The sequence below is a fragment of the Mesorhizobium sp. ORM8.1 genome, assembly GCF_053005525.2.
Genome location: NZ_CM132600.1, coordinates 2,070,410 through 2,082,836, shown reverse-complemented (window position 1 = coordinate 2,082,836; position 12,427 = coordinate 2,070,410). Strand labels below are relative to the sequence as shown.

10 protein-coding genes and 1 pseudogene are annotated in these 12,427 nt (G+C 64.8%); 3 read left to right on the top strand and 8 right to left on the bottom strand.

What is annotated here, in order from left to right:
- The first annotated feature begins 159 nt into the window (after window positions 1-159).
- Window positions 160-573 (top strand): lactoylglutathione lyase, encoded by a 414-nt coding sequence (gene gloA, locus ACVDG8_RS10875; RefSeq protein ID WP_095080570.1) that lies wholly within the window; start codon window positions 160-162, stop codon window positions 571-573.
- A gap of 71 nt (window positions 574-644) precedes the next feature.
- On the opposite strand, the gene ACVDG8_RS10870 is transcribed toward gloA, so the two are convergent.
- The 4 genes from ACVDG8_RS10870 to ACVDG8_RS10855 all read right to left on the bottom strand — a co-directional run bounded on the left by ACVDG8_RS10870 (window position 645) and on the right by ACVDG8_RS10855 (window position 5,563).
- Window positions 645-1,610, bottom strand: coding sequence for an ABC transporter permease (locus ACVDG8_RS10870; RefSeq protein ID WP_447254709.1), 966 nt, complete (start codon window positions 1,608-1,610; stop codon window positions 645-647).
- A 4-nt stretch (window positions 1,611-1,614) separates the two neighbouring features.
- Window positions 1,615-3,117, bottom strand: coding sequence for a sugar ABC transporter ATP-binding protein (locus ACVDG8_RS10865; RefSeq protein WP_447257303.1), 1,503 nt, complete (start codon window positions 3,115-3,117; stop codon window positions 1,615-1,617).
- A gap of 5 nt (window positions 3,118-3,122) precedes the next feature.
- Window positions 3,123-4,106 carry an ABC transporter permease gene (locus tag ACVDG8_RS10860; RefSeq protein WP_447254708.1) on the bottom strand — a complete coding sequence of 328 codons (984 nt, stop codon included), beginning with the start codon at window positions 4,104-4,106 and terminating at the stop codon, window positions 3,123-3,125.
- A 380-nt stretch (window positions 4,107-4,486) separates the two neighbouring features.
- Complete coding sequence (locus ACVDG8_RS10855) at window positions 4,487-5,563, bottom strand: sugar ABC transporter substrate-binding protein (RefSeq protein ID WP_447254707.1); 1,077 nt, start codon at window positions 5,561-5,563, stop codon at window positions 4,487-4,489.
- Window positions 5,564-5,776: 213 nt separating this feature from the next.
- Here ACVDG8_RS10855 and ACVDG8_RS10850 point away from each other — a divergent pair, with 213 nt between their 5' ends.
- Window positions 5,777-7,375, top strand: coding sequence for a GMC family oxidoreductase (locus ACVDG8_RS10850; RefSeq protein WP_447254706.1), 1,599 nt, complete (start codon window positions 5,777-5,779; stop codon window positions 7,373-7,375).
- A gap of 335 nt (window positions 7,376-7,710) precedes the next feature.
- On the opposite strand, the gene ACVDG8_RS10845 is transcribed toward ACVDG8_RS10850, so the two are convergent.
- Complete coding sequence (locus tag ACVDG8_RS10845; protein ID WP_447254705.1) at window positions 7,711-8,538, bottom strand: NAD-dependent epimerase/dehydratase family protein; 828 nt, start codon at window positions 8,536-8,538, stop codon at window positions 7,711-7,713.
- A 202-nt stretch (window positions 8,539-8,740) separates the two neighbouring features.
- Here ACVDG8_RS10845 and ACVDG8_RS10840 point away from each other — a divergent pair, with 202 nt between their 5' ends.
- Complete coding sequence (locus ACVDG8_RS10840; protein WP_455707674.1) at window positions 8,741-9,418, top strand: FadR/GntR family transcriptional regulator; 678 nt, start codon at window positions 8,741-8,743, stop codon at window positions 9,416-9,418.
- Between the two features lie 48 nt (window positions 9,419-9,466).
- Here ACVDG8_RS10840 and kdgD read toward each other — a convergent pair.
- From kdgD to ACVDG8_RS10825, 3 genes and pseudogenes are all read right to left on the bottom strand, one after another.
- A pseudogene (kdgD, locus tag ACVDG8_RS10835) lies at window positions 9,467-10,374 on the bottom strand (5-dehydro-4-deoxyglucarate dehydratase).
- 104 nt (window positions 10,375-10,478) lie between these two features.
- The gene (locus tag ACVDG8_RS10830; RefSeq protein ID WP_447254703.1) at window positions 10,479-11,306 is read right to left on the bottom strand and encodes an ATP-binding cassette domain-containing protein; all 828 of its coding nucleotides are present in this window, start codon (window positions 11,304-11,306) and stop codon (window positions 10,479-10,481) included.
- Complete coding sequence (locus tag ACVDG8_RS10825; RefSeq protein WP_447254702.1) at window positions 11,303-12,376, bottom strand: ABC transporter permease; 1,074 nt, start codon at window positions 12,374-12,376, stop codon at window positions 11,303-11,305. Before ACVDG8_RS10825 ends, ACVDG8_RS10830 begins: the two co-directional genes overlap by 4 nt.
- Between the last annotated feature and the right edge of the window lie 51 nt (window positions 12,377-12,427).

Here is a 12,427-nt window from a genome sequence, read left to right as displayed (position 1 = left end):
ATGGAACCTGGGGCCTTCCGGAAAACGACTGGACAAACGCCGTTCTTGTCGTGTTATCATACAACCCTGATTTAGAACATCAAGCGAAGCCGTTTTCCCGCCAAGCGTTTGATGTGGATGGTCAGACCAGCAAATCACCTTAGACGGAGGATTTTCCCAATGAGCGACGCTCCCGGCTTTCGCTACATGCACACCATGATCAGGGTGCTCGACCTCGACAAGTCGATCGCCTTCTACACCGAGGTTCTCGGCATGACCTTGCTGCGCCGCGAAGACTATCCCGGCGGCAAGTTCACCAACGCCTTTGTCGGCTATGGTCCCGAAGACAAGGAAGCCGTCGTCGAGCTGACGCTGAACTGGGGCAGGGAAGAGCCCTATGAGATCGGCACCGGCTTCGGCCACCTTGCGCTCGGCGTCAACGACATTTACGCCGTCTGCGCGGAACTCGAAAAGCGCGGCGCCAAGATCCCGCGCAAGCCCGGCCCCATGCAGCATGGCACCACCCACATCGCCTTCGTCGAGGACCCGGACGGCTACAAGATCGAGCTGATCGGCCTCGACACGATGCAATAAGTTTGGACCGGACCGCACCGGCTTTGCACCGATGCGGTCCCTGTCCGTCCGCGCTTGCTTGGGAGGCGGGGTCACTTGATGACCGCGATCTTGCTGCGGTCGATGGTGATGGCGACGGCGGCAATCAGCACCGCGCCGAACACCATGTTTTCCAGGAAGATGTTGACGCCGACGAAGGTCATGCCGATGCGCACGATCGAGATGATCAGTGCACCGACGGCCGTGCGCGCCACCCCACCCAGGCCGCCGGTGATCGCCGTGCCGCCGACGATGACGGCGGCGATGGCCGGCAGCAAAAGCTGGTTGGCAAGCACCGGCGAGCCGCTCGACAATCTGGCCGCCAGTATGACGCCGGCGATCGCGGCGAGCATGCCTGAGGCGGCGAAGGCGATGATCTTGGTGCGGTCGACATTGATGCCCGCGGCCCAGGCTGCCGGCTCGCCGGCGCCGACCGCGATCGCCTGGCGGCCGAAGCGCGTGTAGCGCAACGCCAGGAAGGCGGCGATGCCGATCACCGCCGAGATCAGCACCACCACCGGAATACCGGCTACCGCCGCATTGATCCATGCGGTGTTTTCTCGGCCACCTTCCTCGATGGTGATGGCGCGGCCGCTGGAGACCCACAGCGCTAGGCCGGTGACCACGCCGCCGGTGGCCAAAGTCGCCACGAAGGACGGCACGCGCAGCTTGACGTGGACGACTCCGCTCAAAACGCCGAAGGCAAGGCCGGACAGGATCGCCACCGGAAAGGCGGCAAGCCCGAGCGAGGGCAGCAATTGCGCCAGGATGACGCTGGCCAGCGAAGCGACGGCCTGGATCGACAGGTCGATGCCACCGAGCAGGATGGCGAAGGTGACGCCGGTCGCCAGGATGAACAGCACGGCTGTGTTGGCGAAGAGCAACGCCACCGTCTCGCCGGTGAGGAAGCCGGGCGCGGCGATTTCGATGATCGCTAGCAGCGCGACGAGCAGAACCAGCGGAATGGCGCCTTGCGTCCACTTGCCTTCGAAGACCTGCCTGATGGAAGTTTCGTTCATCGGCTCACACCATTGCCCGTAAGAGGTCAACCTGGTTCGGCTTGTTGCCGGGGCTGGCGTCGAAGCGCGCGGTGATCTCGCCGTCGCGCATCACCAGCACCTGGTGCGACAGGCCGATCGTCTCTTCCAGCGTGTCGGAAATCAGAAGGATCGCCACGCCTTGCGCCGAGAGGTCGCGCACCAGCTCGTAGACCTCCTCCTTGGCGCCGACATCGAGGCCGCGCGTTGGATGGTCGAGCACCAGGATGCGCGAGCCTGCCGTCATCCAGCGCGCCAGCACCACCTTCTGCTGGTTGCCGCCGCTGAGCTTGCGGCAGGCGGCGTCGGGTCCCGGCGCCTTGATGCGCAGCCGCTTGATCCAATCGGCGGCAAGCCGGCGCTCCTTGCCATAGTCGATGGCGCCATGGCGCATGACGCTCGACAGATCGGCGAGCGAAATGTTTTCCGCGATCGACAGGAACATGACCAGCCCCTCGAGCCTGCGCTCGCGCGGTACATAGCCGATGCCCTGGCGCACGGCCGGTTCGGGCGAGCTGAAACGCACGGCGTCGCCGGCGATTTTCATTTCGCCGGCATCGTGCTGCAGAAAGCCGCCGATGGTGCGGGTAACTTCCTCACGGCCGGAGCCGACGACGCCGGCGATCCCGACGATCTCGCCGGCTCGGATCGACAGATCGACGCCGTGATAGAAGCCGTTGGCGCCGAGGCCCTTGGCCTCGATCATGATTTTCTCGCGCGGCGCCTGTTGGCGCGCCTCGCGGTAATATTCGGCCTGCAGCCCGCGCCCGACCATGATCTCATGCAGCTCCGGCGCGGTCACTTGCGCCGCGCGGTGCTCGGCGACGACGGCGCCGTCCTTCATAGTGTAGACGCGGTCGGAAATCGCCAGCACCTCGTCGAGGCGATGCGAGACGAAGACGAAGCTGGCGCGGGATTTGAGCGAGCGCACGCGCGCGAACAGCACCTCGATGTCGGCGGCGTTGAGCACCGAGGTCGGTTCGTCGAGCAGGATGAGCAATGGACGCTCGACCATCTCCTCCAAGGTCAGCGCCTTGGCGAGCTCGACCATCTGGCGCGCGGCGAAGGTCAGCTCGGAGGTGCGCGCGGTGACGTCGATGTCGACGCCGATCTTGGCCAGCTGCCGGCGCGCGGCCGCATTCATGGCGCGCCAGTTGACGAGGCCGAAGCGGGTGAAGCGATCCTCCTCGCCGAGATAGATGTTTTCGGCGACCGTCAGGTTGAGCACCAGCGACTGTTCCTGGAACACCATGCCGATGCCATGCCGTGCCGCGTCACGGGCATTGCGCATGCGCAGCGGCTCGCCGTCCAGCGTGAGCGTGCCGCCATCCAGCCGGTAGCCGCCGGCCAGCACGCGCATCAGCGTCGACTTGCCGGCGCCGTTTTCGCCGATCAGTCCGACCACCTCGTTCGGCCGCACTTCGATCGAGACGTCGCGCAGCGCCTGGACGCCGGGGAAATTCTTGACGATGCCGGTTGCCCGCAGCATGGCGCTCACTTCACGATCCTGAGGCGAACGCGGTCGAGCGACAGCGCCACCGCGGCGATGATCATCAGGCCCTGCACCGTCTGTTGGATATAGGGCGAGATGCCGAGCAGGATCATGCCATTGGCAAGCACGGTGACGATCAGCACGCCGATCAGCGTGTTGACGACGCCGCCTTCGCCGCCGGTCAGCGCCGTGCCGCCGACCACCACGGCGGTGACCGCGGCAAACAGCCGGCCGTCGCCGATGACGGCGTGCGACTGTCCGAGCTGCGCGGCGGCCAGCACGCCTGATATGCCGAAGAAGAAGCCGGCCAGCGCGAAGGCGGCGATGCGCACGCGCACCACATTGACGCCGGAGAGCTTGGTCACGTCCTCGTCGCCGCCGATCGCCAATATGTGGCGGCCGAGCCTGGTGTGATACTGGATGATTGCGGCAAGCAGGAAGGCGCCGAGCGCGACCCAGACCGCCAGCGGCAGGCCGAGGAAACGGTGCAGTGCGAGGTCGCGGATCGAGGCGTCGTTGAGGCGGATCGCCGAGCCGCCCAGCATATAGACCGACAGGCCAAGGCCGATGAACCACATGCCGAGCGTGGCCATGAAGGACGGGATGCGCAGCATCGTCTGGATGAGGCCGCTGATGAACCCCATCGCGGTGCCGGCGACAACAGCGGCGAGCACCGCCCACCAGCCATAATCGTTGCCGTTGGCATCATTGGCCGCGAGCAGCACCACCACCATCGCCGACACCGACAGCGTGCCTTCGACCGAAAGGTCGATGCTGCCCATCAGGATGATGAAGGTCAGCCCCATGGCCAGCGTCAGCGGCACGGCGGCGGAGTTGGCGAGCCGCACCAAATTGCGCAGCTCGATGAAATTGGGATTGGCGATGGCGATCAGGACGCAGAGCACAATCAACACCGCCAGCGGCGCCAGGCTGCGCCAGCGCTTGCCGCCGAACAGAGTGGCGATGCGGCCGGGGATCAAGCTCATAAAAGTCGTCCGCTCGATGTCCGAAACGGACTTCATGGGTTCTGTATGGATTGTCAAGAAACCGCTTCCCGTCTGCTGGCAGGGCAATCGCATCTGCCAGGTTTGCGCTCTACGAATACCCCCACCCTTAATCCCTCCCCACAAGGGGAGGGAGACTTGGTAGGCGCTGGTCTCCGCAAACCACTCGGCTCCGGCGCCCAAAGGCGTGGCATGCGGCAGCGTTCCCTCCCCCTTGTGGGGAGGGTTAGGGTGGGGGTCCTCTTCGTAAGAATTCATATGCGATTGCCCCGCGTCTGCTGGCGACAGCCGTCGCGATGAGGGATCGCGACGGCTGCGGGAGGAAGCGGGCCACCAGGCAGACAGCAGCCCGCTCTGGCTGATCAGGTCCGGATGGCTCCGGTCACCCGACCCCACAGGTCGTTCCAGTCGATCTCCGGCTTCGCATCGACATTGGTCTTGTAATATTCCTCGACATTGTCGTGCGAGATCAGCACCGCCTTGCCATAGAATTCGCGGTGCTCCGGCGGCTCCTTGGTCGGATCGAACTTGCCGATCTTGGCGTTGTAGCCGATCGCCAGCCCCATGCCGCCCTGCCAGAACGGATCGGAGGTGACGGTGCAGGCGAACTCGCCGGTGCGCACCGCGTCGACCGCCGTCTTGATGCCGTCGACGCCGACGATCGGCACCTTGCCGGCGAGGTTTTCGGCGCGCAGCGCTTCGAGCGCGCCGGAGCCCATATCGTCATTGGCGGCCCAGATGCCCTTGATATCGTCGCCGAAGCGGGTGAGCAGGTTGCCCATCAGGTCGAAGGCTTCGGTCGATTTCCAGTTGGCGACCTGGAAGTCGAGCAGCTTGATGTCGGGATTGGCGGCGAGCGCGGCGTCGAGGCCCTTCTTGCGTTCGATGGCCGCCGTGGTCGAGATCAGGCCGCCAAGCGCGACGATGCCGCCCTTGCCGCCGATGGTCTTGAACAGGATCTCGGCAATCGTCTTGCCGCTTTCGATGCCGTCGAACTCGATATGCGAGACATAGTTCGGGTTGAAGTCCTTCGGATGCAGGTCGGCAGGCTTGTTCCACTGCGTCACGACATAGGCGCCGGCCTTGGCGCAGGCCTCGACGATCGGGCGCGCATCGGGCGTGTCGTTGGGGTCGGAATTGAGCACCATGTTGCCGCCGGTCTTGGCCAGCATCGCCTTGATGTCGGCAATGCCCTTCTCGCTGTTGCCTTCCGAAACCAGCGTGACGTGGTCTAGGCCCGCCCATTTGGCGTAGGCCTCGGCACCCGTCTTCCAGACGGCGTGGTAGGGGTTGGACAACGACCGGATCGATGTCACCAGCGTCGGCTTGTCGGCCGCGCGCAACACCTTCGGCATGGCGAGCGTCGCCACGCCTGCGGTGGCGCCCAGCATCAGCGTCCGGCGACTGACCTTGCTGGAAAACGTAAAACCGTCCTTCATTTTCGATCCTCCCGATTGAAATCTGTTGTTGCCCGGCGCGTGCGCGGAGAGCGCGGCTGAGGCTTCCGATTGATGGGTCGCCAAGTTCCTCCACTTGTACGATAACCCTTCAACACGATAACCATACCCTTTCTCTTGACGCGGCACAAGCGACTTGAGATCGTCGCGCGTGAAGAGGGCGGGGCCAAGATCTGCCTCGGCAAGGGAGTGACAATGGCGGATTACATCATCGTTGGCGGCGGCTCGGCCGGCTGCGTTCTTGCCGCCAGGCTGAGCGAGGATCCCGGCGTGTCGGTGGTCCTGCTCGAGGCCGGTCCGCCCGACACTGACCGCTATATCCATATGCCGGTCGGCTTCTTCAAGATGACGGCGGGGCCGCTGATCTGGGGCTATGACGCGGCACCCGGCAAGGCGATCGACGGGCGCGTCATGGTCTATCCGCAGGCGCGCGTGCTGGGCGGCGGCTCCTCGATCAATGCCCAGGTTTTCACCCGCGGCTGCCCGCGGGATTATGACGACTGGGCCGCCAAAGACGGCTGCGCGGGGTGGAGCTATGCCGAGGTGCTGCCCTATTTCGTCCGCTCCGAAGGCAACGACACTTTCGCCGGTCCGCAGCACGGCATCGACGGTCCGCTCGGCGTCTCCAGCGGCGCGCCGCATCCGCTGACCCGCATCTTCGTCAAGGCGGCGCAACAGGCCGGTCTTCCCTTCCGCGCCGACTTCAACGCCGGCGAGCAGGAAGGCGCCGGCTTCTACCAGACGACGACGCGCAACGGGAAACGCTCGAGCACCGTCGTTGCTTATCTGCGGCCCGCGCTGGGGCGAAAAAATCTGACGCTGCGCACCGACGCCACGGTGAGCCGCGCCGTCGTCGAGAACGGCCGCGCCATCGGCGTCGAGATCATCGTCAACGGCCGCAACGAGTTGCTGCGCGCCGAGCGTGAGGTAATCGTCACCGCCGGCGCCATCGGCTCGCCGAAACTGCTGATGCTGTCGGGCATTGGCCCCGCCGCGCATCTCGGCATGCATGGCATCAAGGTGGTCCACGACGCGGCGAGCGTCGGCCAGAATCTGCACGATCACATGGATGTCGATGTCGTGGCCGAGCTCAACGGACCGCATGGCATCGACCGCTACAAGAAAAAGCGCTGGCAGGCGGTCGCCGGCTTGGAATACGCGCTGTTCGGCAAGGGGCCGGTGGCGTCCAACATCGTCGAGGCCGGCGGCTTCTGGTGGGGCGACCGCGCCGAGAAGACGCCCGACATCCAGTTCCATTTCCTGCCCGGCGCCGGCGTCGAGGAAGGCATCGGCTCGGTGCCCGGCGGCAATGGCTGCACGCTGAATTCCTACCATGTGCGGCCGCGTTCGCGCGGCAGCGTCACGCTCAAATCGGCGGATCTGCGCGATAAGCCGATCATCGATCCCAACCCCTTCGCCGAGCGCTACGATCTCGAACGCGCCATCGACGGCATCGAGATCAGCCGCGAGATCCTGTCGCAGCCGGCCTTCGCCAGATACATCAGCCGCGAGCATCTGCCGGGCGCGCCAACGCAAGGCCGAGCGGCACTCGAAGCCTTCGCCCGCGAGCACGGCCGCAGCGCCTACCATCCGGTCGGCACCTGCCGCATGGGCAGCGATGCCGACAGCGTCGTCGATCCCGAGCTTCACGTGCGCGGTGTTGAAGGCCTGCGTGTCTGCGACAGCTCGGTCATGCCGAGCATCGTGTCGTCCAACACCAATGCGGCGGTCATCATGATCGCGGAGAAGGCGGCGGATCTGATTGTGGGGCGGAAGGCGCCGGCGGCAGCATAGCCAAGGCAATCGCATATGGCAGCGCCAGCCCCCACACGCAGCTTGGCGCATGCTTTGTCTAATGCGGCGCTAGTCGACCCCACTCCGTCTCGGCTTCGCCGAGCCACCTCTCCCCGATCGACGGGGTAGAGGAAAGGCGCCAAGCTTTTTGCCGTCGACGCTCGTCCAGCAAAGCGCCCTTCCTTTCCCTCCGGAGGGAAAGGTGGCGCTGCGAAGCAGCGACGGATTGGGGGAACCACGTCGCAATCAAGCCTCGGGCCGATCGGTCACGCCAGTCACAGAAGATGAGCATAGCTCAGCGGCGTATGCGATTATCGGCTCCCGACGCAACAAACTCAGTCGTCCTCGAACATCGCGCTTGGCGGGAACCCCTGGCGGCTGTAGTCGACGACGACGAACTTGCCGCCCTGGTAGCGCTCGACCACGGGATTGTCCGTCACCTTGCCGCGCACACGTTCGGCCTGGTCGTCGGAACTGTCGAGCGGCGTCCAGCCGAGCTTCTTACGGGCATCGTGCCGCCAGAAGCCGCGGCTGTTGTTGGACTGGCCCCAGATGACGGAGCAGTCGACGCGCTCTGCTTCAGCGCAACGCTCGATCAGCCGGACGAAATCGTGATGCGATATCCAGGTCGACAGGATGCGTTCGTCCGGCACTTCCGGCAGCACCGAGCCGATGCGGATCAGCACGCTTTCCACCGCATGCTTGTCGAAGTAGAGCCGCGCCAGCATCTCGCCATAGGCTTTCGACAGTCCGTAATAGCCGTCGGGCCTGAGCAGGCAGTCCTGGTCGAGAATCTCGGTACGCTCGTAAAGCCCGACCGCGTGCACGGAGGAGGGGAACACGACCCGCACCTTCTCTTTGCGCGCCGCCTCGTAAATGTGGAAGGCGCCGCGAAAATTGGGGCCGAGCACGGTCTCGAAGGATTGCTCGGTCGAGATGCCGCCAAAATGCAGGATCAGGCCGCAGCCTTCGGCTAGCGCGTTCACCGCTTGCTGGTCTTCGATATCGGCAATGGTGAAGCTGGCATTTTGCGGCAACGGGATCGGCAAAGGCACGACGTCGGTCAGCCGCAAGGTCCAGCCCAGCGCGGCCAGCCTCATCGAAAGCAGCCGTCCGATCGTGCCGGACGCCCCGGTCAACAGCACCGGCTTTTCGGAGATCATAACGCCCTGTCCTTTCGCTGAACCCGCAGGCATGTTCGCGCTGATGCGGCAAGGCGAGTGAAGATTGCCTTCGGCGAGCGCGACGCCAATGTCATCATATCACCTGACAAATTATTGGTTGCCAAGAAACGCGGTTCGTTTATTGCTTGATGGCGATGAAACGTTCCTTTGGCCTTCCCCGCAGATCAGCCGCACGGCGCAGGTGGCCGACTGGTTTGCGCGCGAAATACGTGCCGGCCATTTGACCAGCGGCGAGAAACTGCCGACCGAGCAGGAATTGATCTCCCAGTTCGGCGTCAGCCGCACGGTGATCCGCGAAGCCATGGCGTCGCTGCGCTCGGAAGGGCTTGTCGTCAGCCGCCAGGGCTCCGGCGTGTTCGTCGCCGACCATCTGGCCAACGCCACGTTTCGCATCGTTTCCGACGAGCTGCACTCGCTGACCGAAGTCCAGAACGTGCTGCAGCTTCGCCTCGCCGTCGAGCAGGAGGCCGCCGGCATCGCCGCCGAAAAGCGAGGCGACGACGATCTTGCCCGCATGCGCGATTGCCTGGACGCCATCGACGCCTCGATCGCCGCCGGCGACAGCGCCATCGAGCCGGATTTTGCCTTCCATCGCGCGATCGCGTCGGCCACCGGCAATCCCTATTTCGAACGCTTCATGCATTTTCTCGGACCCGTCATCATCCCGCGCCAGCTGATGCGGCCGCGGGCCGAAACGCCGGAGCAGCGGCGGCATTATCTGGAGCAGGTCCAGATGGAGCATCGCCGCATCTACCAGGCCATCGAGCGCCAGAATGTCGAGGCCGCGCGCTTCACCTTGCGCGAGCATCTCGAGGCGGGGCGCGAGCGTTACCGGCGCATGGTCGACGCTTCGGCCTGACACGCCACAAAGTCCAGTCTTCGCTCCGCCTCCGCAATCCATTCGGCGCTATACCAGCTCGGCGACCGGCATCTTGCAGGCCTGCATCAGCGCCGCGAGCTGGTGCTCCTCATCCGCCGTCAGGTCGAGCAGCGGTGTCCGCACCGGCCCGCAGTCGATGCCGGCGATGCGCGCGCCCGCCTTGACGATCGACACCGCATAGCCGGCGCGCCGGTTGCGGATGGCGAGATAGGGCAGGAAGAACGAGCGGATGAGGTCGTCGATTTCCGTCTTGCGGCCGACCTGCAAGGCATTGAAGAAGCGCAGCGCGATCTCGGGCGCGAAATTGTAGATCGCCGACGAATAGGTCGTCATGCCGATGGCCGCCGCGGCACTGGCATGGACCTCGGCCGTCGGCATGCCGCCGATGAAGACCAGCCGGTCGCCCATGCGGTAGCGTGTGGCGGTGAGGAGCTCGATGTCGCCGACGCCGTCCTTGAAGCCGATCAGATTAGGGCAATCCTGCGCCACGCGCTCGAGCGTCTCGGGCGTCAAAATGGCATTGTCCCGGTTATAGGCGATCACGCCGATGCCGACTGCGCGGCAGATGGCGGTGAGGTGCCGGCGCAGGCCCTCCTGCTCGGATTTCACCAGATAGGGCGGCAGCACCAAAGGCCGTCGGCGCCATTGCCCTCGGCCGCCTTGGCGAACTCCACCGCTATATGCGTGCCGTAGCCGACGCCGGCCAAGAGCGGCATCGTGTCCGGCACCTCCTGCGAGGCTGCCCGCACGACACGCCGGTATTCCTCCAGCGTCAGCGAAAAGAACTCGCCGGTGCCGCCGGCGGCGAACAGCCCGCTTGCCCCGGCTTTGCCCTGGGCAGCGACATGGGCGCGATAGCCGTCTTCGTTGAAGCCGCCATCATCGTCGAAAAACGTCAGCGGAAAAGACAGCAGCCCGCGACCAAGGGTTTTCATCAGTTCGGTGGGTGAGAACGTCAAGGCAGATACTCCGTGCGAGGAGCCGGCCGATTGCGAGGTCTGGCCGACGAGGATTTTTTAGCCGTGCCGTGCCGGCAGGTTCATACGAGGCCCGGCCGCACTTCGGCCGCGGCGGCGTCGATCGCCTTGCGGCCAAGGCCCGACTTGACGATGCGGATCAGTTCTTCCTCGCTGGTGTTGGCGGTGGAGGCGTCGAGCGCCACCTCGCCCGAATGCAGGAAGTTGATGCGGTCGCAGACTTCAAAAATCTGGTTGTAATTGTGGACGATCAGGATCACCGAGACCTGACGCTGCTGGCGCAGATTCTGGATCAGGCCCAAGACATGCGCGCTCTCGCGCACGCCAAGGGCGGCCAGCGGCTCGTCGAGCACCAGGATTTTCGGTGACGAATAGATCGAGCGGGCGACCGCGATGCACTGGCGCTGTCCGCCCGACAGGAGATCGACGGTGCTGTTGACGCTCGGGATCGTGATGCCCAGCGTGTCGAGATAGAGCTGCGCCTGTTCGCGCATCTTCCTGTTGTCGAGCAGGTTCAGGCCGAGGAAGCGCTTGTGGTATTCGCGGCCGAGAAACATGTTGTGGAAGACGCTGAGATCGCCGATCAGCGCCAAATCCTGGTAGACGGTTTCGATGCCTTGGGCGCGGGCGTCACGCGGCGAGGCGAAACGCACCTCCTTGCCTTGCGAGACGATCGTGCCGGTGTCGGGCTGGTGGAAGCCGGACAGGATCTTGATCAGCGTCGACTTGCCGGCGCCATTGTCGCCGACCAGCGCCAGCACTTCGCCCCGGCGCAGTTTGATCGAGACATCGACGAGCGCGGTGACCGCGCCGAAACTCTTGGAGATGTTGGTCATCTCCAGCACGGTTGGGGCGTCGGCCGCGAGCGGCGGAATGGTTTGCGTGTTCATAGGCGCCTCCGTGTGCGCAGGCGGTCGACCTGGATCGAGAGGATCATGGCGGCGATGATGGCGGCGCCCAGATAGATGTCGGACACCGTCGCCTGGGCGCCGATCATCACCAGGCCGTTGTTCAGCGAAGCAACGACGAAAGCGCCGATCAGCGCGCCGATGACGGTGCCGGAGCCGCCCAGCAGCGAGGTGCCGCCGATGACCGCGGCCGCGATCGCCTGCAAGGTCAGGAACGGGCTGCCGGCCTGCGGATCGGCCGAGGTGAACTGCGCCGTGTTGATGATGCCGGCGAACGCCGCGAAGCCGCCGGCGATCATGAAATTGTAGATCTTCATGCGGTCGGTGCGCACGCCGATCTCGCGCGCGCCGATAATGTTGGACCCGGTGGCGATGGTGTGGAGGCCGAAGGTGGTGCGGGAGAGCACCACCGCCAGCACCAGCACGAGCAGCACCGCCCACAGGAAAGGCGTGAAAGCCGTGATGCCGTGCCAGGACAGCAGTGCATCCGACGGCTGGTAGAGGCTCTGGCCGAAGATGGCGTTGAAGGGCTGCTCGACCGGCGCCACGATCGGCTGGCTGTTGTAGATCGAAACGACGATGCCCTGCAGGAAGAACAGCATGCCGACCGTGGTGATCAGCGACGGCACCTTGAAGCGCACGGTGATGATGCCGTTGATGGCGCCGACCAGGATGCCGATCAAGACGCCGATCAGCGCACCGACGGCCAGCGGCACACCATAGGTGACCGACAGCAGCGCCATGACATAGGGCGCGATCGAGAAGGTGGCGCTCAGCGACAGGTCGATCTCGCCGGTGATCATCAGCATCACTTCGGCGGCGGCGATCAGGCCGAGCCGGCCGGTGTCGCGCAGCACCACGCTCATGAATTGCGGCGACAGGAAGCCACCATCGCTGCCGACCTGGAAATAGATGACGAGCACAATGGCGACGACGGCGATGCTGGCTTCCCGGTAGCGGGAGAGCAGGATGAGCAGCCTTTCCGTCATCGTGTGCGGGACCTTGACGCCGACGGCGCTCTTCCCGGCCTGGGCGGGTTTTGTTGGCGGCACTCTTGTCTTCCCGATTTCGAATTCTGGGCGAAAAACCGGCTTGTGGGCGAA

What these genes read in the sequence shown, in the direction of transcription:
- gloA (WP_095080570.1), top strand. Translation starts at nt 160, where the DNA reads ATGAGCGACGCTCCCGGCTTTCGCTACATGCACACCATGATCAGGGTG.
- ACVDG8_RS10870 (WP_447254709.1), bottom strand. Translation starts at nt 1,610, where the DNA reads ATGAACGAAACTTCCATCAGGCAGGTCTTCGAAGGCAAGTGGACGCAA.
- ACVDG8_RS10865 (WP_447257303.1), bottom strand. Translation starts at nt 3,117, where the DNA reads ATGCTGCGGGCAACCGGCATCGTCAAGAATTTCCCCGGCGTCCAGGCG.
- ACVDG8_RS10860 (WP_447254708.1), bottom strand. Translation starts at nt 4,106, where the DNA reads ATGAGCTTGATCCCCGGCCGCATCGCCACTCTGTTCGGCGGCAAGCGC.
- ACVDG8_RS10855 (WP_447254707.1), bottom strand. Translation starts at nt 5,563, where the DNA reads ATGAAGGACGGTTTTACGTTTTCCAGCAAGGTCAGTCGCCGGACGCTG.
- ACVDG8_RS10850 (WP_447254706.1), top strand. Translation starts at nt 5,777, where the DNA reads ATGGCGGATTACATCATCGTTGGCGGCGGCTCGGCCGGCTGCGTTCTT.
- ACVDG8_RS10845 (WP_447254705.1), bottom strand. Translation starts at nt 8,538, where the DNA reads ATGATCTCCGAAAAGCCGGTGCTGTTGACCGGGGCGTCCGGCACGATC.
- ACVDG8_RS10830 (WP_447254703.1), bottom strand. Translation starts at nt 11,306, where the DNA reads ATGAACACGCAAACCATTCCGCCGCTCGCGGCCGACGCCCCAACCGTG.